39 protein-coding genes are annotated in these 20,429 nt (G+C 47.6%); 3 read left to right on the top strand and 36 right to left on the bottom strand.

From position 1 onward, the window contains the following. Positions 1-52 precede the first annotated feature (52 nt). The 7 genes from ACE418_RS03125 to ACE418_RS03095 all read right to left on the bottom strand — a co-directional run bounded on the left by ACE418_RS03125 (position 53) and on the right by ACE418_RS03095 (position 4,911). Positions 53-1,519: a hypothetical protein gene (locus ACE418_RS03125; protein WP_416449246.1), complete on the bottom strand. Its 1,467-nt coding sequence runs from the start codon at positions 1,517-1,519 to the stop codon at positions 53-55. Between the two features lie 113 nt (positions 1,520-1,632). Further along, a complete protein-coding gene (locus tag ACE418_RS03120; protein ID WP_416449245.1) occupies positions 1,633-2,205 on the bottom strand; it encodes a transposase in 573 nt (190 codons plus the stop codon). Positions 2,206-2,221: 16 nt separating this feature from the next. Continuing rightward, complete coding sequence (locus ACE418_RS03115; protein ID WP_416449244.1) at positions 2,222-2,488, bottom strand: hypothetical protein; 267 nt, start codon at positions 2,486-2,488, stop codon at positions 2,222-2,224. Between the two features lie 461 nt (positions 2,489-2,949). Further along, positions 2,950-4,059: an RNA-guided endonuclease TnpB family protein gene (locus tag ACE418_RS03110; protein ID WP_416449311.1), complete on the bottom strand. Its 1,110-nt coding sequence runs from the start codon at positions 4,057-4,059 to the stop codon at positions 2,950-2,952. Positions 4,060-4,217: 158 nt separating this feature from the next. After that, complete coding sequence (locus ACE418_RS03105) at positions 4,218-4,367, bottom strand: hypothetical protein (RefSeq protein ID WP_416449243.1); 150 nt, start codon at positions 4,365-4,367, stop codon at positions 4,218-4,220. A gap of 17 nt (positions 4,368-4,384) precedes the next feature. After that, positions 4,385-4,615: a hypothetical protein gene (locus ACE418_RS03100; RefSeq protein WP_416449242.1), complete on the bottom strand. Its 231-nt coding sequence runs from the start codon at positions 4,613-4,615 to the stop codon at positions 4,385-4,387. 86 nt (positions 4,616-4,701) lie between these two features. Beyond that, complete coding sequence (locus ACE418_RS03095) at positions 4,702-4,911, bottom strand: hypothetical protein (protein ID WP_416449240.1); 210 nt, start codon at positions 4,909-4,911, stop codon at positions 4,702-4,704. A gap of 166 nt (positions 4,912-5,077) precedes the next feature. Between ACE418_RS03095 and ACE418_RS03090 the strand changes: the two genes are divergently transcribed. From ACE418_RS03090 to ACE418_RS03080, 3 genes are all read left to right on the top strand, one after another. Then, positions 5,078-5,326, top strand: coding sequence for a hypothetical protein (locus ACE418_RS03090; RefSeq protein WP_416449239.1), 249 nt, complete (start codon positions 5,078-5,080; stop codon positions 5,324-5,326). A gap of 87 nt (positions 5,327-5,413) precedes the next feature. Further along, positions 5,414-5,563 carry a hypothetical protein gene (locus ACE418_RS03085; protein WP_416449237.1) on the top strand — a complete coding sequence of 50 codons (150 nt, stop codon included), beginning with the start codon at positions 5,414-5,416 and terminating at the stop codon, positions 5,561-5,563. 14 nt (positions 5,564-5,577) lie between these two features. Then, complete coding sequence (locus tag ACE418_RS03080; protein WP_416449236.1) at positions 5,578-5,982, top strand: hypothetical protein; 405 nt, start codon at positions 5,578-5,580, stop codon at positions 5,980-5,982. 35 nt (positions 5,983-6,017) lie between these two features. Here the strand turns inward: ACE418_RS03080 and ACE418_RS03075 are convergent, their stop codons facing one another. From ACE418_RS03075 to ACE418_RS02935, 29 genes are all read right to left on the bottom strand, one after another. After that, a complete protein-coding gene (locus tag ACE418_RS03075; protein WP_416449312.1) occupies positions 6,018-6,470 on the bottom strand; it encodes a hypothetical protein in 453 nt (150 codons plus the stop codon). After that, complete coding sequence (locus tag ACE418_RS03070; RefSeq protein ID WP_416449310.1) at positions 6,442-6,900, bottom strand: deoxycytidylate deaminase; 459 nt, start codon at positions 6,898-6,900, stop codon at positions 6,442-6,444. The genes ACE418_RS03075 and ACE418_RS03070 overlap by 29 nt, the downstream gene beginning before the upstream one ends. A 299-nt stretch (positions 6,901-7,199) precedes the next feature. Further along, the gene (locus ACE418_RS03065; RefSeq protein ID WP_416449235.1) at positions 7,200-7,379 is read right to left on the bottom strand and encodes a hypothetical protein; all 180 of its coding nucleotides are present in this window, start codon (positions 7,377-7,379) and stop codon (positions 7,200-7,202) included. Between the two features lie 17 nt (positions 7,380-7,396). After that, the gene (locus ACE418_RS03060) at positions 7,397-7,786 is read right to left on the bottom strand and encodes a hypothetical protein (protein WP_416449233.1); all 390 of its coding nucleotides are present in this window, start codon (positions 7,784-7,786) and stop codon (positions 7,397-7,399) included. Between the two features lie 12 nt (positions 7,787-7,798). Then, positions 7,799-8,008, bottom strand: a complete 210-nt coding sequence (locus ACE418_RS03055; protein ID WP_416449232.1) for a crAss001_48 related protein — start codon at positions 8,006-8,008, stop codon at positions 7,799-7,801. Next, positions 8,005-8,418, bottom strand: coding sequence for an HNH endonuclease (locus tag ACE418_RS03050; protein WP_416449230.1), 414 nt, complete (start codon positions 8,416-8,418; stop codon positions 8,005-8,007). The genes ACE418_RS03055 and ACE418_RS03050 overlap by 4 nt, the downstream gene beginning before the upstream one ends. Before the next feature lie 12 nt (positions 8,419-8,430). After that, positions 8,431-8,739, bottom strand: coding sequence for a hypothetical protein (locus ACE418_RS03045; RefSeq protein ID WP_416449229.1), 309 nt, complete (start codon positions 8,737-8,739; stop codon positions 8,431-8,433). 62 nt (positions 8,740-8,801) lie between these two features. Next, on the bottom strand, positions 8,802-9,326 hold the full coding sequence (locus tag ACE418_RS03040) for a DUF2829 domain-containing protein (RefSeq protein ID WP_416449228.1): 525 nt from the start codon (positions 9,324-9,326) through the stop codon (positions 8,802-8,804). Then, positions 9,319-9,552 (bottom strand): hypothetical protein, encoded by a 234-nt coding sequence (locus ACE418_RS03035; protein ID WP_416449227.1) that lies wholly within the window; start codon positions 9,550-9,552, stop codon positions 9,319-9,321. The genes ACE418_RS03040 and ACE418_RS03035 overlap by 8 nt, the downstream gene beginning before the upstream one ends. A gap of 42 nt (positions 9,553-9,594) precedes the next feature. Continuing rightward, complete coding sequence (locus tag ACE418_RS03030; RefSeq protein WP_416449226.1) at positions 9,595-9,795, bottom strand: hypothetical protein; 201 nt, start codon at positions 9,793-9,795, stop codon at positions 9,595-9,597. A gap of 234 nt (positions 9,796-10,029) precedes the next feature. After that, on the bottom strand, positions 10,030-10,500 hold the full coding sequence (locus tag ACE418_RS03025) for a hypothetical protein (protein WP_416449225.1): 471 nt from the start codon (positions 10,498-10,500) through the stop codon (positions 10,030-10,032). Positions 10,501-10,516: 16 nt separating this feature from the next. Next, positions 10,517-10,921, bottom strand: a complete 405-nt coding sequence (locus tag ACE418_RS03020; protein WP_416449223.1) for a YopX family protein — start codon at positions 10,919-10,921, stop codon at positions 10,517-10,519. A gap of 6 nt (positions 10,922-10,927) precedes the next feature. Then, positions 10,928-11,176: a hypothetical protein gene (locus ACE418_RS03015; protein WP_416449222.1), complete on the bottom strand. Its 249-nt coding sequence runs from the start codon at positions 11,174-11,176 to the stop codon at positions 10,928-10,930. Beyond that, positions 11,163-11,606: a RusA family crossover junction endodeoxyribonuclease gene (locus tag ACE418_RS03010; RefSeq protein ID WP_416449221.1), complete on the bottom strand. Its 444-nt coding sequence runs from the start codon at positions 11,604-11,606 to the stop codon at positions 11,163-11,165. Before ACE418_RS03010 ends, ACE418_RS03015 begins: the two co-directional genes overlap by 14 nt. 29 nt (positions 11,607-11,635) lie before the next feature. Continuing rightward, a complete protein-coding gene (locus tag ACE418_RS03005) occupies positions 11,636-11,971 on the bottom strand; it encodes a hypothetical protein (RefSeq protein WP_416449219.1) in 336 nt (111 codons plus the stop codon). Beyond that, positions 11,964-12,203 carry a DUF3310 domain-containing protein gene (locus ACE418_RS03000; RefSeq protein ID WP_416449218.1) on the bottom strand — a complete coding sequence of 80 codons (240 nt, stop codon included), beginning with the start codon at positions 12,201-12,203 and terminating at the stop codon, positions 11,964-11,966. The genes ACE418_RS03005 and ACE418_RS03000 overlap by 8 nt, the downstream gene beginning before the upstream one ends. A gap of 9 nt (positions 12,204-12,212) precedes the next feature. Next, positions 12,213-13,118, bottom strand: coding sequence for a DNA cytosine methyltransferase (locus tag ACE418_RS02995; protein ID WP_416449217.1), 906 nt, complete (start codon positions 13,116-13,118; stop codon positions 12,213-12,215). Between the two features lie 14 nt (positions 13,119-13,132). Continuing rightward, positions 13,133-13,393, bottom strand: a complete 261-nt coding sequence (locus ACE418_RS02990; RefSeq protein WP_416449215.1) for a DUF1653 domain-containing protein — start codon at positions 13,391-13,393, stop codon at positions 13,133-13,135. Then, positions 13,374-14,072, bottom strand: a complete 699-nt coding sequence (locus ACE418_RS02985) for a hypothetical protein (protein ID WP_416449214.1) — start codon at positions 14,070-14,072, stop codon at positions 13,374-13,376. The genes ACE418_RS02990 and ACE418_RS02985 overlap by 20 nt, the downstream gene beginning before the upstream one ends. Before the next feature lie 12 nt (positions 14,073-14,084). Next, on the bottom strand, positions 14,085-14,531 hold the full coding sequence (locus ACE418_RS02980) for a dUTP diphosphatase (protein ID WP_416449212.1): 447 nt from the start codon (positions 14,529-14,531) through the stop codon (positions 14,085-14,087). Between the two features lie 204 nt (positions 14,532-14,735). Continuing rightward, positions 14,736-15,020: an HU family DNA-binding protein gene (locus ACE418_RS02975; RefSeq protein WP_416449211.1), complete on the bottom strand. Its 285-nt coding sequence runs from the start codon at positions 15,018-15,020 to the stop codon at positions 14,736-14,738. A 2-nt stretch (positions 15,021-15,022) separates the two neighbouring features. Next, positions 15,023-15,997 carry a helix-turn-helix domain-containing protein gene (locus tag ACE418_RS02970; RefSeq protein ID WP_416449209.1) on the bottom strand — a complete coding sequence of 325 codons (975 nt, stop codon included), beginning with the start codon at positions 15,995-15,997 and terminating at the stop codon, positions 15,023-15,025. Between the two features lie 23 nt (positions 15,998-16,020). Continuing rightward, positions 16,021-16,416: a single-stranded DNA-binding protein gene (locus ACE418_RS02965; RefSeq protein WP_416449207.1), complete on the bottom strand. Its 396-nt coding sequence runs from the start codon at positions 16,414-16,416 to the stop codon at positions 16,021-16,023. 650 nt (positions 16,417-17,066) lie between these two features. Next, the gene (locus tag ACE418_RS02960) at positions 17,067-17,729 is read right to left on the bottom strand and encodes a hypothetical protein (protein ID WP_416449206.1); all 663 of its coding nucleotides are present in this window, start codon (positions 17,727-17,729) and stop codon (positions 17,067-17,069) included. A gap of 30 nt (positions 17,730-17,759) precedes the next feature. Next, positions 17,760-18,344 carry a hypothetical protein gene (locus ACE418_RS02955; RefSeq protein ID WP_416449204.1) on the bottom strand — a complete coding sequence of 195 codons (585 nt, stop codon included), beginning with the start codon at positions 18,342-18,344 and terminating at the stop codon, positions 17,760-17,762. Then, complete coding sequence (locus ACE418_RS02950; protein ID WP_416449203.1) at positions 18,341-18,742, bottom strand: hypothetical protein; 402 nt, start codon at positions 18,740-18,742, stop codon at positions 18,341-18,343. The genes ACE418_RS02955 and ACE418_RS02950 overlap by 4 nt, the downstream gene beginning before the upstream one ends. Further along, the gene (locus ACE418_RS02945; RefSeq protein WP_416449201.1) at positions 18,739-19,281 is read right to left on the bottom strand and encodes a hypothetical protein; all 543 of its coding nucleotides are present in this window, start codon (positions 19,279-19,281) and stop codon (positions 18,739-18,741) included. The genes ACE418_RS02950 and ACE418_RS02945 overlap by 4 nt, the downstream gene beginning before the upstream one ends. Beyond that, positions 19,250-20,038, bottom strand: coding sequence for a hypothetical protein (locus tag ACE418_RS02940; RefSeq protein ID WP_416449199.1), 789 nt, complete (start codon positions 20,036-20,038; stop codon positions 19,250-19,252). Before ACE418_RS02940 ends, ACE418_RS02945 begins: the two co-directional genes overlap by 32 nt. Then, positions 19,977-20,429 carry a hypothetical protein gene (locus ACE418_RS02935; protein ID WP_416449198.1) on the bottom strand — a complete coding sequence of 151 codons (453 nt, stop codon included), beginning with the start codon at positions 20,427-20,429 and terminating at the stop codon, positions 19,977-19,979. The genes ACE418_RS02940 and ACE418_RS02935 overlap by 62 nt, the downstream gene beginning before the upstream one ends.

The raw sequence follows: 20,429 nt of genomic DNA, 5'->3' as shown, positions 1-20,429 counted from the left end.
AAGCATGTTACCGTGGAGTCGCCCTTGTCCGGTGCGGCGTCGCTCCACGCGGTTACATATATCCGGCCCGGTGCATCTTGCCACGGGTCAACCGCTTCCACTTGTCTGCCATGCTGGTATTGTCCCGGTAGAGCTTTGCACAAAGATACGCTAGGCAGTCCATTAAGTGGCTGTACTCGTTCTTTTCCGGCTCGTCGAGTGTGCGCCCGGCCACGACTTTACGATGATAGCCGCCCGTAAATGCTTCGATGAGCATCTGACAGCGCGGGTCCAGCTGTAAGAGGGGTTTCCCGTCGGGCGTAAGTGTCGTGAGATAGTACCGCACGGCTTCACTGCGCCCTGTTTGTGTGAGTTCGCCCGGTTCGACGATAATGCCGTAGCGGTCACGGAGTATCTCGTTAGCTGTCTTTTCGTCGCTCTGTGCGCGCTGGTTGCCTGCCGGGTCGCCAACTGCTGTATACTCGTATCCGCTGTAAAACGTCGATAATTCTGCTTGCACGGCACGGCCATGGGCCAGCATCCCACAATCCCAGGACTGTAATTCCGACAAGATAAGAAGCTGCCCTTTTGCTGTCGTCTGTGCAATGATAGTCGCCGGGGTGAGGCCGTAGTCAAAGGACAGCAGGAGCGGCCGCCCTTCAATCGGGTGCAGCTCTTCGTTGGCTACATGGCGATTGTAGTCAAATTCTGGGTAATACTTCGGTTCGGCGCTGACCGTCCAGTTGATTTCGTATTCGCGTTCCCAGCCTTCTGTGGTAGTCCCCTTGCGTTCGTTGGTCTTCCACTCTTCGGAGCGCTTCGAGGGGTCCGCGGTATAGTGTATCCTGGCGACATACACGCCATTACGCCGGTACTCGTGTACGCCTTCCAGCACGTCATGCGGTTCCTGCTCTTCTTCCGGTTCGCCTTCGTTGAGCTGTCCGGTCACAAGCTGGCAGAAAAAGCCCGGATTGGCAGACGAGTCGATGAAGATACGCCCGCCGCCTTCAATCGTCGGGCGGAGTGAGTTCCAGGTAGCTTGTGCAAAGTCCCAGAAAGCCATTTCTGTGCAGTATACGACAGATGCGGTGTACTGACGGAGCTGGTCGGCACCTTCTGCGACGGCTCGTAATTCAACGCCGTTCGAGAATTTGATGTAGTCATATCCCATCTTTGAGCGCGTCTTTCTTTCGACAGCTGGCCATTCGTGCGTCTTGGGTAAATGCTCATACAAAAACATGAAACGGCTGTCTCCCAGGAGATAAGCGGAGTCATCATACTTCTTTGACTGGACGAATATCGACAGGTTTTTCCCAAACATGGCATAGTGCAGGAGATTCGCCAGGCACCGCCACGTCATCATCATACGGCGACTCTTTGGAAATGCCGCTACCTGCTCGCCGTGAATAATCTGATCTACGCGTGCCAGGTAATCAAGCTTCGGGAAATGTTCGACAGCCCCGTTCTTCGCTTCATTGACCGTATAGCAGCAGTCATTGATGAAGGCCGTCGGGTCTTTCTTCCATAGCTTCCACTCCATCAGCCGCATTAGCTCGACTTTCTCTTTCAAGCTCTTTTTGCTAGTTTTATTCGTTGTTTTTGTCGACTTCATGCTATCAACCCCGGGTTAAGCCAGCCAAACATGCATAATTATTACTTGTCAAGGCCCTTTAGCTTGCTTTCAAGCTCTTTGATACGTGCGTCCACGTCGGCGTCGGTGAGCGTTTCGACTTTGACTGCCCCGCCGTCCGCGCCGGTGATTGCGTTTTCTACGCGGTCACGCCATTCAAGCCGCTTGCGGTTCTTTAGCCAAAATATCTGCGCCGTTGTGTTCGGCTGCACTTCTTTGTGTACGACTTTCGTCACAACAAGCTCATCGTCACGCCGTTCTTCTGTAACTTCGTCGTATTTGTATCCCAACGCCGATTTAAGCAGCGCGTTCTCTACCTGCCTATCGACAGCATCCTTCCCTTCTTTTAGGGCCTCTAAAATCTCTAAATGGTCACGTTTCCAGTTATACAGTGTTGATGCGTTAATACCCATGTTGGCCGCTATCTGCTCATCGCTAAGTCCATCCCTAGCCCAGCCTTGTAGTCTAAGCAAGCCTTCCTTTGTCAACCACTCTTGATATTTACCTTTCGCCACTGTATCACCACCTTTTAACCGTATACTTAAAAAATTAAGGCCCTGTATGCCGTTATAAGCGACTTTTACAAGGCCTTGCATGTATCTGTATGTCTAATTACTGTTTCTTACTATCCATCACGTCATCCAACGTCCAGGAGATCTCGAGGCAATCCGTTGCATGATACCATTTCACACGGTACTGCCACATGCACAAAAAGTCAATCATGTCATCCACGGCGTCTTTATCGTACCCCGTGGGTAATATGATCTGCACGCTGGCCGCTCCTCTACGGGTAGCCTCATCGATTTTACGTTGTATGATAGCGTCGAGATTCAACGCACTAAGACGCTGTTGTTTAGATGCTAGTCTCAATGTTTCCATGTCTCTCTCCTGTTATATGACAAGAGCCGCCAAAGCAGGAAGGCGGCCCAAGTCTATGTGGTTTGTGTGTAAATCCTTTTACAGAGGTGTAAGCAGGATGTATGGACAGTGTGTGCGGCGGAGTGCTATAGCGCCATCTACTGCACTTCTCGCCGCCGTTTGTTGTCCGGTGGTTTTAGTTCTTTACGCTAAAACCTTACACTATTATTATACGTGTTTTTCATAGCAGTTATTCTTAGAATAAGCAAAAATGGCAAAAAAAATAAGGCCGGTACTCATGGTATCGGCCTTTCTTCGCTATTCTATTCTTCGTTGTCCTGGGTGAACGTACTCCCGCCTATAGAGGCGGGAGCTTCCTGCTTCAGCGAGAACAGCGCCACTGACTCCCAAGAGTTGCGGCGGCTTACACTCTCTCCACAGGCGTAGATTCCCGTGCGACCCACGGTACTTTATGGATTACGTCAGGCAAATATTCGCCTAACTTCTTCTCGGATATTGATGGCCGCGTTCTTATCGCGGTTATGATGACTGCCACATTTCGGGCAATCCCATTCCCTTACAGACAAGTCTTTTGTTTCATTGTTTTGGTAGCCACAGACATGGCACAACTGACTGCTTGGATACCACTTGTCTATCTTGACAAGCTGTTTGCCTTGCCAAGCCAGCTTATACTTCAGCATGTTCGTGAATATATTCCAGCCATTGTCAGCTACGGATTTGCCAAAGCTGAACCTGCCACCCTTTTTCCGCTTGGCCATCGCTTTGACGCTGATATCCTCAATACCAATGGCGTCATAGCGGTCTGCGAGGTAACGGGCTTTCTTGTGCAGGAAATCCCGGCGTTGATTGGCTACTTTCTCATGGAGGATAGCTACACGCAGCCTTTGTTTTTCTCTGTTGTGACTTCCTTTTTGCTTTTGGGATAGCTTCCGCTGCGCCTTCGCCAATCTTTTCTCTGCCTTTCGCAGGAAATCGGGATCCTCAGCCTCCTCCTCATCGGAAGCCACATACAAGCCATGCATTGCAAAATCCAGACCCAGGAAAGTTTTCGGTATGATAGGGAGTATTTGGTTTTCATACTCCACCAGCATACTGATATAGTACTTTCCTGATGGCGTCTGGCTGATGGTTACAGTCTTTATGATACTGTTATCCGGCAAGGGACGATGCTGGCGTAGTTTCACCCAGCCGATTTTCGGCAGTTTCACCTTATGGCCCTCGATTCGGACAGAACCTTTCTGGTTGTTCGTGGAATACGAAGCACGACAATTCTTCTTGGACTTGAAGCGCGGCTTGCCGAAATGCTTGCTGTCATTCCAAAAGTGGCTGTAGGCTTTATTCAGGTTTATTTGGGCATTGGCAAGGGCTAAACTATCTACTTCCTTTAGCCAAGGAAATTCTTCCTTGTACTGCGCAGGCGTGTTATGTAGCTTTTGGCCGGTTTCCTTATAATAGGCAAGGCGGTCACTCAGCATCTTGTTGTAGATGAATCGGACACACCCAAAGGTCTTGGCAAACATCATTTTCTGTTCCGTTGTCGGATAGATTCTGTATCGGTATGCCTTATTCATTACCATCGCCTGCCTTGACTTTCCAAATTCTTTCACTCTTACTACTGATTATACTGCAAAGCAACTTGTGAAGCCATTGTTTTTCTGAGGGCATCGAACCCGCAGAAAAACCTACAATTCATCTCACCGCCTAAAGAGGCGGGAGACTTCTTGCAGAATCAGGTTAAATTCACAACGTCTTCTCCACTTTTGAGTCGACGGAATAACGATTCAAGGAAATATGCGTTTTCTTCAATTCTCTTCTTTGTTTCTTCTCTCGAGGCGATTCTACGTTCTAGTTCGCGCTTTACTTCTTCTTTTGCTGTCATAATTTCCGTCTCCTCCTTTAATCATCCCAACACCCAAATTTGTCTTTCATAAACCCAAGAATCTTTTTCTTCGCTGAGCTATCTTTCAGCCCAGCAACAGAGAATTGGCAAGTTCCTGTCAGCTGTTTCCGATTTCCACGGGCGATTTCAAATACGCCTTCTCCCATGGAGTTCGTGCAATAGTATTTGTCGTCGCTGTTCCACCAAGACCACTGCTTACCATCTTTTTCATAAGTAAATCTTTTCATAATCCCGTCTCCCTTCTACTCCCTGGGGCTTCCTGCCCTCTTTCTGATTATATTATAACATATTTTTACTTGTTGTCAACTGTATTTTAAGGGTTATTTATCTTTTTTCTGATTTCCACCGTATATCCAAACTGATTTACAATGTCATCCAGTTCAACGTATTTTATCGTTGCGTTCCTGGTCTTAGCGTTGAAAGTCTGCTGTTTGAGTCCCAGCTCTCTGCAAAGTTCTGTTTCCGACTTGCCAATTTCGACAAGCCACTTTTTCCACATAATCTTAAATTCTTCTTTCGTCATTATATGCACTCCCTTTCTGTTATCTATAGTATATATAACCGTTTCTTAAATGTCAATAACTTTTAAAATATTTTAATTAACTCTATTTTTATTGTTGACAAGCGGTTAAACTCGTGATATTATGTAGACAACAAAAGAAATGCAGTTACAGAAAGGAGAAAACACCATGACAATGTTAAAGGAAAACACCTACACTATTAGCGGCGAAGAATTACAAGAAAGAATTTCGAGCGAAATTGAATCGCTCAAATACAACTACCGCGAATGGCGGTTAGCTGAACCAGGATCGCAGGATTCGGAAAACTGCTACATTAATTACAAAATGGATTTAGCGGTTTTAAGAGCGTTGCTTCGTCTCCAATTATCGGACGGCACAGAAGTGGCAATGATTGTGAACTATATCAAGGACTTATAATAGCAGTAGGGAGGAGATATTATGTTAACCGAATATATGGAGAAGTATAACAAGGCAATTGATGATTTTAATCAAAAGTTACAAAACATGACGGGTTGCTCAGACTGCCCGTACCCGGAAGCTTGCGGTTTCCGGGATGAAAACTGGCGCGACCGGGCGGACCACGTAGTCGGCCCGTGTGGTCAACAGCACTGTTGGCTGGAAGACGACGACTTTGCCGACGTCCGGATGCGTTAGGAGGAGGGATTCTCATGAAATACGATGTAACTTATTCTTGTGGACATACAGGGACCGTCCAGATCTACGGTACGGCCGCTGAAAGAGAAAAGAAGATTGCCTGGTACGAAAATTATGCAGTCTGCCCCGACTGCTACGAAAAGGTCCGGCAGGAAGAAGCCACAACCGCGGCTAAACAGGCTAAGGCGGACGGACTTCCAGCTCTTACTGGCAGCGAAAAGCAAATCCGGTGGGCTGAAAGTATCCGCAAAGAAAAGATGGCGGCCGCCCGCGAATGGCTGGCCCGTCATCCCGGAGAAGAGGCAGATAAATGTTTGACCTGGTACGGCGGTCATGCCAGCGCGTCGTGGTGGATTGACCACCGAGACGAACGGCCCCAGCGGACAGCTAAGTTGGGCGTCGCGGAATGGAATAAATAAAAGAAGGACGGCTCGTAATGAGTCGCCCTTCTTTTTTATATCACGCGGATAAGGCCCAGCTGGCACGCCCCCATTTTCGCCAGCGTCCGCACGTCGTTGACTATCGTATAGTAGGTATTTCGGTCAATCCCGAATTCCACTGTCGTTGATTTCCACGATTCCCGGCGGCGGTATTTGCAGGTAGCTACACGCCGGGAAATGTCGTCCAGGGCTTCGTATACCCCGTCCACGAGTCTAAGCCATCGTTCCGGGCGCTTGATGACGACGCCGTCGCTCAGTGTGACTTGTTTTAGCTCCGTTGCCAGCCGTATGCCTTCCAGGGCTGTCGGATCTGATACAAATGCGTGCCCGTTTCCGCCGCCACTATGACCGCCCGTGACGTTCTCCCTGGCCAGCCGTACGGCCCTCTTGATTTCCTTTTCCCGGTAAAACATAAGTTCTATATGTCGCGTCGTGGAGTCAATCGCGGCGCGCTGATTGTGGTGCATGTGCATCCCCTCCAATCGTTACGACTCTGACTATCCCGGCGTTGTGGATGCGTCGCCAGCACTGTAAACATGGTTCCGGGTTCGGCAGCTCTTTCCCAGATTCAACGTCCAGGCCCCATAGGTACAGGGTAGCGCCTTGCATTTCCCGGCGGCTGGCTGATATGATCGCATTCTCTTCGGCATGTACAGCCACACAACGCTCTACCATCTGCCCATGGGGCACTTGATGCAGACGACGGTAACATTTCCCGGTATCGCAGCAGTTCCGCTGTCCCCGCGGCGCTCCATTGTAGCCGGTGCTGACTATCTCATCATCATTTACGATTACTGCCCCATAGATGCGCCGTAGACACGTTGCGCGCTGTGCTACGGCTTTTGCTATGCCCAAATAGTACGCGTCCTTAGACGGGCGTACATAGCCACCTTCCATGGGGATGAACGTCGGTATCTCATTGTATTGCGCGCGGATAAAGAGCGCCGCGTCGCACCTGCCTTCTGAATCCAGCTTTCGGGAGATTGCTAACGCCGTTTCCTTGAATTTCTCGTCATTGCCTTCTACTTTATAGCGGATAAGGGCCAGTGTATCCCTGGCCGCCTCCGTCGTCGTGTATAGGACTTCCATTTTACCACGCTCCTGTTACATAAAAAATCAGTACACAAACACAAAATGTAATTACCATGGATACCGCTTGACGCAGTATGAGCTTGCCTTCACCTTTCAATTTCCTGTCACTTCCTTTTCCACATGAAAAGCGGTGAACGGTGCGCGCCGATATGATGCGCGTCCAGGTCACGCTTGCTTTCTTTTGTTTCCCACGGATAACGTTTTCGCCGTTGTTCAGCGTACAGCTGCTTTTCTTCATCGCTCATCTGATGAGTCTTTACTTCTCCGGGTGCATACCAATTCATGTATATCACCTATCCTTTTATGTTTTATCACCATTTTCAGCTTGTTTGACTTTGATGGCCGCGTCTGCTATTTTGTCGATGATTTCCCCTATTTGGTCTTGCGTAAATTCGGCGCCAGCACTTATATTCTGCTTAGTTAATGTATTAGCAACCAACATTTTATTCATGGTGGATTCATCTGGGATGAATACAATCAACGAGGCTGCAACAAGCGAAAAGATTAACGAAATCTTTAAAAACCTAGCCATTCTTTTTGATGTATCTTCTAGCATATCTCCACAAAAATACACAAGGGCAGTACCGAAACTCACTAAGACACTAATCACAAAAATACAATTAAGTAAAAGATTAAACTTGGAAATAATGTTAATTAGGTAGAACCACCACGGGTTTATGATATAGCTCATATTGCCACCTCCTTACTTGCCAGCTTCTTTTAATATTGCGTGAGCAATACGGGCTTCGAGGATATGAATATACTTATCCATTACTTTTAGCTGTTCTCTCATTAAATAGTTTTCAGTGTCATCAAGTTGGGTGCAGTGCCGGCATTGAAATTCATTCAACTTATCCCACTTTTCAACCAGTTCCTGACTTTCGTCTTTCATGCGTTCGATATAATCTTTCATTGTTTACCCCTTTCAAAGTAAAATTCAATGTCATTATCTTTTTCTTCTATTAGTCCGTATGCAAGGGACAGGCGGTAGATATAGACTTTATGCAGTCGTTCGCGGACCAATTTCAGCTGGTCACGAAAATGGTCAATATCCATCGTACCTTTGTAAAAATTGCACATGCGGCAGGCAGGATTGTAGTTATCCAGCTCATCAGCGCCGCCTAGATAGTGGGCTTTGATGTGGTCTACCTGCATGTCTTTGTAGGCGATAGGACGCCCGCAGTATGCGCAGTGGCCGTCGTACTTTTCGTATACCTGCTTGCGGACGGCTTTCGGTATCGGCTTATGCCGCCTTTCCCGTTCCTGGTCTTTTAGCTTTTGCTGTGTCGCTTGTGCTTCACGCCATTTTTGCTCTACGTCCATACACTTCTCCTTTCAAATAAAACTCAATAGTTTTTTTATGCGTTCGCATAAAGTATATTGCTTCTCCCAACTGATTTTGTAATACACATCTTTGCAACAATAATCATGTAACAATATTGTATATCTCGATAATTTGAAGCCTTTTTCTTTGAGTGATTTTTTATCTTGTGATTGTAACTCCCCATGAAAAATCACACTATAATCCCCTTGACGAGCGGCCCAATTAATATCTTCAATACACGCCTGGTACGAGGGATTAATTGCTTCTATCTCCTCTAACCGCTTTTGGGTTGCTATTTTTCTTGCTTCTTCCGCTGTCATTATCATGTATCCTCCTTTCCAGGAAAGCGCCGGGCCAGCCATGTTCCGGCGCTGCCTGTCATTTATCCACAGCAGTTGTATTCGCCTGTGGGCTTGACCGCCCAGTCATCGCTGAGCATATCCGCCTGGCTTGCAAGCCAACCAACCTGTTCCCCTTGAGTGCCTACAAAGACAATCGCTTTGCTACCCATGGTGTGATGATAGCTCTTGGTTCTGTAACCAGTATCGTCTACGTAACTAATTTCCGTTCCCAAGAAAATATACTGATTTTTCCCGTTCCATCCTCGCCGGTAGCATTCACGCCCCTGTTTTAAATGTTCCAGCATTTCACCAAAGGTTAAATTGTTTTCTCGTGGCCATTCATGTTCATGCGTGCCGCCTTCAGATTCATTTACATGCTTATCTTCTACAGATTCATACGTTTCTTCAAAAATATCCGGTTTGCATGGATACTGTTCGCCGTGTACACCTGTGATAATGTAATCGCCTACGCCGGCTTTCATGTCGCCTTCTAATGTGTGAATAATCATTTCTTTGTCTGTCTGATATGCTTCGATAACTACAGGTTTCTTTACATATTTAGCCATGTTCTATCTCTCCTTTGTCATTCATGCTTTTACTCATAGCTCTTTTAACTGTTTCTATCATGCAATAATTGATCGTGCTGATTTCGTTGCCTTCTACGGTAAACCGGGCCGGGTAGGCCATAGGGCATTGGCCATCTCTGACGCAATGCTTCATGGCGTGGTCCTTAGTACACATATGTACGCGGAAGGCTTCTAGCAGGTTTAATAGCCTGGTTTTATCGTCCATGCTCATTTTTCGCTCCTTTAACCGTGTCGATTTACACGTGTTTTACCTTCTTCGGTTGATACCACTAATTAGCAGTTCGATGCAACAACCGTTGTCGCTATCATTGGCCGGACAATATACATTTCCATATGACTTTTCTGTATAGCATTTATGTCCCATGCCGTACTGATAGTATTTATTGCACCATTCTTTTTGCTTCTTTTTTAGCAGCTCTGTTAGCTTTGCGTTTTCTTCGTCGGTCATCCTGTACACCTCTTCTCCTAAAATCCCCAGCTAATCATGATATTATCGTCATTGAGTGCCACTTTATAGCCGTCTTCGTCGAGCTTGCGGGTCAACGCCTTATCTACGTTGCTATCGCCTGTTAGAGCCAGCGTGACGTGATTTTTGCCACTAAGATATGCACGTTCAATGACTTCATCTATATGTTTCGTGCTAATGTCCGTTTTTCTCACCTCTTTTTCATAAATATGATTCTCACTTATCCAACATGCATGACCCCGTTTTATCATCCCATGCCGGACATAAATAGACATGTTTCGTCCCGTCGGGAGAACTTCGATATGTCCAGCAATGCCCGTATATAAGTTTGTTTTCATTATATTTTGCACAAAGTTCTGCTTTTAGCGGGCCAGTCATTTCAATTGCCAACTTCGCTAATTTTTTCTCATCTTCGTTGGTAAAGATATGCTGGTTGGCTTTGCTCATTGCTTCTTCGTATACGCCAAAGAAGAATTCTTTCATCTTTTTCTTGTCATCCTGGCAGTATTCTGGAATATGATTCAGTACCGTGACAGCCATTGTCTTTGCGCCGACATATGCGCCATAGTCCAGGGCGGTGTAATCGTCTTTATGTCCGTGCCTAGCAGCTTCATTGCTTCGTAAGTCGGTGATGCAGTAGTCCAGCAGGACTTTCCTCATGTCGCTGATCATCTTTTTTTTATCCATGGTTACACCTCTTTCTTTACGTTTCCAATAGTTCCTGGTTTTCATATACGTTGCCAATCACTGCAACATGGTCGTCGTCGTCCAACAGCATCCCTAGGTCAAAGTTGACAAACGGGTGCTGTTCATCTTCGATGCAACGTGCCAGTAATACTCCCATTTCGTCGTCTATGACAAAACGTCGCGTCATGTCTTTGTGGGTAACATTGACAATGTCGCCTTCGTAAATCATCACGTCATCATAGCTGTCATCGTAATACGTCGTCCACGGCATAAGAACCACTTCGTCGAACCTTGCAACGATGATAGTACCGTCTTTCGCTCTTCCCTTGATTCTTTCTTTGCGGAAGTCGATTTCGGATACATGCATCATCTGCTGCTTTTCTTTATGCCATGCGCGGTAATTAATCCATTGTGGGTTCATTGCTTGTCAGCTCCTTCCGTCATCATGCTTGTCTTCCCATTCTTCTTGATCTGGTTTACCTACGTATATCTCCATCCTGGCTATAACTTTTTCGCTGCTTTTGAGTATCCCGACAAGGTACAAAGTCACAAGCCCTATTGTCCCGATTCCCACGGCGATAAGGCTATGTGCCAGGCAGTTCGCTGTCAGCAGTAACGCGATAGCCAATGCATCCAATATGAAGACGTAGACTGTCAGTATATTACTCAGCTTCATGTTGCTCCTTTCTAGCCTTAGTTAATCGTTTTAGATTTCCTTCTACGAGCTTTTTCTTTAACTTCGGGTGTAGTTCATAGAGCGGAAATTTCAAGTTCGTTATTTCGCTTACAGTGATTTCTACGCGCGGGTCGTCTGCGTCGATACCCGCAATCATCGAGCCGTCTATTTGAGCTATGTAGCCGTCGTCCTCGATGATTCCCGCGCTTTCAAGTATATCTGCCGTCGCCTGGACCAGCCCGAAAAGGTCGGGCCAGCCCTTGCGGTTCGGCATATAATACTTTGCGGTCATCGTGACGGCACATTCAATAGGCTTAACGGGCCTTCTTTGGGCTTTTAACTGCCATAAAGCATCCTTGGCATAGTCTCTATAGGCTTTACCCTGCACAAGGCCGTAGCGCGTCTTTTGTAGCGAATTTTTCTTAGTCATGGGTCGTCCATGGATGACGAATCGGTGTGTCATTCCTTTTCTCCGAAAGTGCGGAGAAATAAGTTGACGAGGTGTTGTCCCGGGTTTTCGATGATTTCATCATCATCTTCATCGTCCATGTCGTCCGGATCTTCTTCCGGGTATTCCGGGTCGAGGTCGATAATGTGTTCCGTCGTCACTTTGAACGGTTCGTTGTTGACTGCGGACTTCGCTACGATGAGCATCACGTCTGCCAGGTGGGTCCGCATCGTAATGTCTTTGTAGGTGAAGCCTTCTATCGTGATAGAGAACTTCTGGTCCGGGCTGTTGATACCCAAAATAGCTGCCAACGTTGCTTCGAGTTTGATTTTTTCTACTTTATTCATGTTTTTCATGCTCCTTTTCACTGGTAATCAAAAAGTCTAAATACTGCCGGGCCTTCATGAGGTCCTTTAAGGGCGTCCCTTTGGCCGGGTAGCGGTACAGGTACTTGACGATATTGCCAATGTACATTGCATCTGCTCCCGTCGCCCCGCTGGTCATGATTTCAATGGCCTTTGTACATTCCGTACCGCGCCATGTGTAATGGTTCGGGTGTTGTACATCATTCACCTGCATTGCTCCTTTCTATAACATTTCGCTGAATATGCTTTCAAAAATCGGTACAGGGATGGAGTTCCCGGCTTGCTTATACAGCGCTCGTCGAGAATTAACACCGGCGGCCGCTTCAAAATCCTCGTCGTTGTATCCTTGTAGCCGCCAACATTCTCTTTCCGTCAAGTATCTGTATTTGCCATTACCTATAGGGAGGCAACCACTTCCCGGCGCTCTGTCTGGGCGCTCCGTGATTGTGTAGCAGTAATCTTTAATAATCGGCAGGCGGCGTACAGTCCCTGTTTTCCCGATTGCCCGCAACATACTGGGTGCTTTGACGGTATAAAAGTCGTCTACCGGGCCGTTCTCCAGGTAATCGGCGATCGGGTTCATGGGCTTCCGTTCAAGCGCATCAAAGTCAAAATCTTGACCGCCCAACACCGATATAGTAAATATTCGCTGTCTGGCTTGTGGCAGGCCAAAGTCTCTAGCGTCTAGCATCCGAAAGTTGCTTGTATATCCCAGCTTTTTCAACTCGATCATGTACCGCTCATGGTTATGCACCATGTAGCGGCTTCTTACATTCTTCACATTTTCCCAAATTATAATTCTCGGTCGCCACAATCCCATGTTTTTGACGATATTCAGCGTTTCCCACATGAGCGACGATCGAGTGCCGCTTCCGGGGTCTGCTCCCTTTTGACGGCCTGCAATGGAAAAGTCCTGGCAAGGGCTGCCGTGAATGAGAATATCCGGCTTTAAATTCCAGCCGCGAACGTCCTGCGTTTTATACGGGAGTTCGCTCGCAAACATGGCATTGTAGCTGCGCACTGCTTTTTCATCAATCTCTACATAATCTATGGCTTTTACAGGAATCCCTAAATTACGCAACGCTACTCTAGGGCTGCCGATTCCGCCGAATAATTCCAAAATTTTCAACAATCAAATCACCTTCATTCATCTGCATCAGCCACCTTTTGGAACCGCCATTTCCATGTGACGTCTGGGTATTTTTTGTGGTCCACTTCGCTCATGAACATACGCAACGGCCGCGCCCATATGAGGTGTGGGCCGTCTGTATCCCGATACACCACGTCCAGCCCGTCTCTTTCTGTATCTCCTGCAATGCAGATGATTTCATAGACGTGACCTTTGAAATGCTTCCATTTTTCGCCGGGTTTCGGGTAATCGTGTTCATTGTCTATAATCATCATGTTGCTCATCTCCTTTATCTCGTAATTTTTCCAACAGCTCCGTAGCTTTCTCAATGCGTTTCATGATGACGCCTGCATTATTCTTTGCCTGGTCGTATGTCCTAAAGCAGTTGCCCAACGCGATACACAAAACATCACAGCTATCACAGTGATTAATAGTGCTATAAGCTTCATCCTTACTATCAACGTAAAAATAAACTTCTTCTTTTGCCGGGACGAACGGCTTGTTTACCTTTTCAGCGATTCTTTGCATCGCTAGTTTTATCCCGATTTCCGGGTTGAAAGCGTCCCTCGGGTGGCATTTCGCCTTCCCCTTGTAAACCGTTTTGCCGTCTTCGCCTCTGTACCATACTTTGATGGTTCCGTTAGGATAACATTTAACCTTATCTAATTCGCTTATAAAATTAAGCCCTACTTTTCCGGCTTCTTTTTCGGCAACCTGTTCCATGTAGTTAGAAAAAAGGGGGCTGTCATAGAGTGCAACATCAAACTTCGGCGTTTTTTTATATGGCTTCTGCCAGTCTTCAAATGTTCCCACGGTGTCGTAGCCATTAGAATACCGAAAACCGCCATTCGTTTGTCGGCACGCATCGAATATGACGCAAGCATCACATTTCTTTCCGTCGCAATATGCTCTTATCGTGTTTATGGCCATCTTGGCCATCTTGTCGTCTATCATGTCTGCTTCCTCCTATCTTCCCGTGCTGCCGAATCCGCCTTGACCGCGCTGTGTATCTGTCAGCGTCTGCACTTCCTTCCAGCAAATCGGGATATTCTGCACCAACTTGCCCTGCATGAATCGTTCGCCTTTTTCGATGATTTCCGGCTTATCGCCGATATTGTCGAAAAGTCCCTGGACCTCTCCGCGGTATGAGCTGTCGATAACCCCCACGGCATTTGACAGTCGCAGTTCACGCTTTGCCCCATAGCTAGAGCGCATGAAGAGCATCATGCAATAGCCGTCCGGGATTTCAAAGGCCAGTCCCGACGGAATCTTGACGCCATGTTCACCGGGATAGATGATGAATTTCGCCGGCGCGTAGAAGTCATAGCACGCGTTGCCTTCCGTGATGAGCGGCAGTTTCACATCATCTTTGCTGTAATTGTCGAGGATTTTCTTGATTTTAACGTCCATCATTTATTTCTGTTCCTTTCTAACATTTTGTTCCTTGCCTGGTGTGCGACTCCGGGCCGCGGCCCGTGGCATTTAATAGCCCGTGGCCGACATTCCCGGTCGTCTGCGCATACCGGCATGAGTTTCCCGTCTACCGTTACCACATAGTGCCGGTAGCCTGTGAGTTTCTTATGACAGTAATAGCAGCGTGTCACATTGCATCACCGCTTACTGATTGAGCCGTTCTTTCAGAATCGAACCAGCCTTGAATTTCATGCTGTTGTGGCCGGTCGTTTCTATCATTTCCCCGGTCTGGGGGTTGCGTGCCGTGCGAGGTGCTACGTACTTCTTTTCAAATGAGCCGAACCCGACAAACGTAATCTTGCAGTCCTGCGCTACGAGGTCGGCGATAGTACCCAACATTTCATCCACGATACGGGCGCAAGTGCCTTTCGTCTTACCGCTCCGCTGTGCTACCGTGTCGATAAACTGTTTTTTCGTGATGTTCTTCATTTTTATTGCTCCTTCTTTTGTAAAAACATGAAATATTTTTCTTTTTCGTGATATTGTTTTCTTTCGTATTTCAGTAAGGACTTGTAAATATTATCTTTCCAAACCTTCTTCTGAGCGCGAAGTACGTCAAGCTTAATTTGATGATAGATTTGCTTTAGATCATCCTGGTTTTCGACGCGAAAAGGATATTTTTCACCAGGCGTAGTTATTTCATAACCGTCGCATGGTTCTCCTTCTTCGTTAACTTCATATCCAGCCCTTTCAAAATCCCGCTTTATCTGCTGTAACGGGGATAATTGATTCAGCCTGTACCCTATCAGCTCATTCATTGATACTTGGAGAGTCGAAGCAATCATTTTTAAATTAGCTTCATTAGGCCAACTTCCTCGTTCATACGTAACATAGCTGGAATAAGGTATACCAGCGGCCTTTGCAAAGTCTTTTGCCTGTTTGTATCCGGCATTTTCTCTTAAATGTTTCAAATTGTCTCCAAATGTCATGACCGAGTCGGCCATTCCGTAATGCCATATGGATGATTGCTCCGGCCGGTATCCCATCAATTCATCAATGGATACATTAAGGGCCATGGCGATACGTGCGAATATATCAATGGTCGGTATACGCTGCCCCCTCTCATAATTTCCCAAAGCAATGCGCGTGATATTAGCTCGATTTGCTAAATCGTGCTGTGTAAGCCCGCGTGCTACCCTGTATTCCTTAATCCTTTCTCCGGTAGCCTTTTTATCAAATCCAGTTTGCTCTTCTGCCAATTGTTGTGGCTCGTATCCCAACAATTCGTCTATCGCGACGCCTAATTTATCTGCTATTTCCATCAATACATCGTATTTAGGTTCACGCTGTCTGTTTTCATAAGCTATGTATGATGTATAAGGCATTCCCAATGCCATAGCAAATTCTTTAGCGGTCTTATACCCGGCCGCTTCTCGGTATTTACGTAACCGTTCTTGAAACAACATTGTCTCCATCCCTTTGTTTTAAACTAAAATGGGATTTCTTCGTCGGCGACTTCACTACCCATATTGCTAAAACCGCCGTTATTGGTCCTCAGTGGCCGTACAACCTTCGCAATGCGATTAACAAGCAAGTTATACGCTACTTTCTGTGTGCCGTCCTTAGCGGTGTATTCATGCATATCTATCTTGCCTGTTACCTCTACGCGATCGCCGCGCTTAACGTCCTGGACGATAGCTTCTGCCAGCTCTTTAAATGCGGTGCAATACCACCATTGGCTTGTCCAGTCTTCTTTGCTTTTGCCGCTTGTCCCCGGCAGCTTCTTGTTGTCTGCTACCGAGAACGTCACGACGGGCGTCCCTTTGGCAGTTACCCGGCTTTCCGGGTCCTTGCCAATGTTGCCGATTACTGTGATTGTGTTCATTGTTTACATCTCCTTTTTCTAATGTGGGTCGTTACCCGGCCACACACTGCCTCGCCTTGCCCTTGCTATAATCAGCTCAGCTTAACGTCGCCTTTGCACCACAATGCGCTTCTATACGTCTCCATGACTGGACGGCACGAGACCGTACGTAGCCGTGGCCAAACTAAACTCTACAATGCCTTGGCCCTGTAAAACAGCGCTATGCATTGCCATACCATTGCAACGCGATTCATGACAAGTCATTGCCATGCATTGCCCTTGCTCAACGCTACGATGCTATGCCGCTGCTGTACTCAACCGGGTTCTGCTCTGCCGTCACATTTCTTGGCTATACACGGCCTTTGCTTAACGTTATTGCGCGATACAAAACCTAGCCATTGCTGGACTGAACGTTGCGTCACCACACTGAGCTTTGCCGTTACCGGGCTTCACGGTGCCGAACTATTCCCTGCCGTCGCGTATCATTACGACGCCATACAAGGCCCTTGCCTCACCCCGCTGTACGACTCTGTGCCCTAGCATTGCATTACTTAGCCCTCGCTTTACTCCACGATACTGCGCCATTGCTTCACTAAACATTACTGTTCCATGCCGTCGCGACGCTAAACAAGACAGTACTTTGCCTTTGCTTCTCTTCGCTTGCTGTGGCCTTAGCCTTTCAGCATTTTCTTAATGCGGTCTACTTCGCTTTCCGCATCCTTGACTTCTTTGATGTCGATTACCTTGTAGCGCCCCTTACCTGCATTTCGCCACTGTCCTAAACCGTTCTTACAACCAAACGCCAGCCATTCGAGCACTGCATCAGCATATTGGTCGCTTTCAATTTCGACGACGAATGTCATTTGGCTTCCAGCGGGAACTGTTTCACTGTTTGCCAGCGCCACGCGTTCGCCCTGCGCTGTCTGCGCTCTCAACGGCCGCTGGCAGTCACCGATTTCAGCGCCTTCCGGCATTTCAATCATGATTTTCCGCGGTTCGACAAAGATGCAACCGTCGATGACTTTCTTATACGCCTTGATTTTATTCGTGTGTGCGGCGAATTTTTCGCCCTTGCACCGCTGTAAGAACCCGGCGGCCGCTTTGAAGAATCCGCGGATTTGATACGAGTAGACGAACGGCTTACCGTCTTCCTTCGGGAAAATCGTCTTGCCCTTTTCGATGACGGCTTCCACGCCCAGCGCTTCGACTTCTTCCTCCCGGCTGGCGGCGTCCGGTGCTTTCGACGCGATGAATTCTTCATGAATCTTCGGGTCGCTGTTCGCCGTCCCCAACATTTCTTCAATGAGTTCGATAGTTACCTGCAATTTTTTCATGTCTGTTTCCTCCTGTTACCTCTGTAAAAGTTATCTTGCTCCACGGTTTCCGTGGTATATATCGACTGGCCCGTTCTGCTTCTCATACGCTTCCAGTGCCGGGTACTCTATGTTGCACTCTACATTGAGGCATTTCATGAATTCCCATATGGGCACTTCGTTATGAGTCAGTACGTAGACTTTGTCTTTGTAGTAGTTCTGCAAATCTTTGAGGCGTTTGTCACGCCATTTGTATTTCGTGTACAGCGTCCAGAATATGACGATGGCTACCCCGGCCACCATGTCGCGCGTCCTCGCCATGAGTTTTAGATCGCGCGTTCTGCCGGTTATCATTTTCTGCATCTTTTCGGCTATGCGCTCATTGAGGAAACGGTCGAATCCGTGTTCACACAATTCATCGCGCCAGTCATAAATGAATCCTTCCTGGAATTCATCGAGATGCTCCCACATGTCGTTCATCGCGGCGAATCGGTTGCGGCCGAACCCGTACTTATCATGAAGGCAGCTGAACAGCAATGTCGTTGCCCAGTCCGTACCGCTTTCGGCCCCGGCTTCGCGTCGTACTTCCATGCGCTTCTTGTCTTGTTTCGCCAGGGCGCGGCTGATAGCGTTCATCGTATCAGTCCTTTCTTGCGGACCATGTAAGCACCGTATGACAGACCCGCTTTTCTAGCCGCCGCTATATCGTCATCAAGGGCGGTTCGTGGTCGGCTTTCAAAGGCCGTTGTGTCGCGGTTCCGTGCCATGCGGTTACGTGCCTGGATAATCGTCTTCGGACGCATGATTTGATAGTAAATCTTCTTCCATGCGTCGCGGCAGTTCGGGCATACGCTGAATCCACTTGTCATTGGTTTGTCGCACACGATGCAGGTAGGCCGGCGGGTGTTGCCCTTTTTACGATATTCATTCCAGTCCCAATAGCGCTTCGTGAATTTATCGAGGCAGGACTGGCACAAGCGCTGTGCTTTATAGTACGGTTCAAATTCTTCCCCGCACACCATGCATTTACTCATCTTGCTGCTCCTCTCTTTATGACAATGGTCATGCTCACAAGTCCCGTGTTCGGGTCCAGCCAGAACCGCATATATTCGTTACCCATACGCATGTTGCAGGCCAGCCCTTCTTTGAAGGCTGGGATGTTCTTTACAATCAGTTCGTCCGGGATTCCGGGAACGGCCCGGCGGGCGAATTCGACAATATTTTTCGGCACGTCGTCCAGCGACGGCGGCTTCTTTTCTTTGTCCGGCCGCTTCCACTGGCTTCTGAGTCCACTTATCATGTCATGGATGCGCTTGCGCCCGGCTTCATTGACCGGTGCTTCCGGCAGTGCCTGGTAGTCCGGCACGGCGTTCAGCTTGCGTTTGATTTCCTTCTTGATCATCGTCACGCTAGGCATGGAGTCGGAGCTGTCAATTACACGGCCTACGGCCCGCAGGACGTCGCCGTCGCTGTAGCGTTCAAGCTGGAGCATCATCGCGCCAATGAATTCATCGCCATTCTGGCCACTCAGCTTCCAGGCGTCATTCGGATAAGAGCCTCTTAATATCTTCAAAACTTGATTGGCTGTGTTGCTCGTCATATTCTTTGCACATCCTTTCTCTCCGCGCGTCATCTTCCCGCAGCCGTTCGTCGCGGGTCTTATACCGTGGGCGGTTGTTATCCCGGCGTTCCCACGTACGTACAGCGGCTTTCCAGTCCTTCATGGGATTCTTGCCAACTTTCCAACCATTGCTTTCATAGAAGTCAATAAAGCTTTCTGGGTCCACGCTGTTTTGACGTTCAAGGCAGTATGCCTGGACTTCATCCAAAGTGGGCTTCACGAACCGTTTGGTTTTCGTAGGGGGTGGGGTGGGCTTGTCCGCCCCCTCTCTTTTATTATCTATAACTTTGTTATCTATCTTTGTTATATTGGGTGAAATTTTCTTCACCCCGGGGATGAAATTTTCTTCGCCCCCGGGGGTGAAATTTTCTTCGCCCCCGGTGAAACAGTTTTGTTTCTCATCGTTTATAGATGTTTCAAAAAGGGAACGTTTGAATGATTCACTAACACGAATTACTCGTTTGATTGTTTGTCCTGTATCCGGGTCTTCGATGGTATTCACGTCAACTATTCCTTTTTCATTCAGCCCCATAATGATTTGTTGAACTCGCCGTTTAGACACGCCCATAAAATCAGCTAACGCTTTATTGCTCATGAAAAATACAGTAAAGCTGTCGATTTCGGCTATCAGGCACCTCTCTTGCAAGCTAAGTTCTTTTGATTTCCATAGCTCGGCAGGAATCCATATTCCCTTGAATTTCCTTTCCATTTCTTCTTATCTCCATAAACCTTTCTCTCATCGCCTTGGCTTCGGGACCGTGCGCCCGTTCGTGGCGCCAGTCTCTACACACGCTGGCCGCTAGCTTCTTCTGGACGCATATCGGGGTAAATCCTTGAGAATCTTGGATAGCTCCCCGATATACCTCTTCTTTGCTGACGTACTGGCCGTCGCTGGACAGCTTTTCGGCTATCCGCTGGCACAACAGCCAGCAGTAGGAGTTAGCGTTGAGCGAACGTTTTTCCGAATGACGTTTGATTTCAATAGAGTAATCACCGTCAATGCGGATATTGTTCAAGTCTTCGGTGAGCGGTGCGGGAATCAGCAGCATATAGCCGCTGTTCCCTTTCAACATCTGGACACCTTTTGAGTGAAACTTCAT

Source organism: Megasphaera jansseni (genome assembly GCF_047974155.1).
In the GTDB taxonomy this organism is placed as follows: Bacteria; Bacillota; Negativicutes; order Veillonellales; family Megasphaeraceae; genus Megasphaera.
Note: the sequence above shows the minus strand (reverse complement) of the source record. Positions and strands in the feature narration are given on the sequence as shown.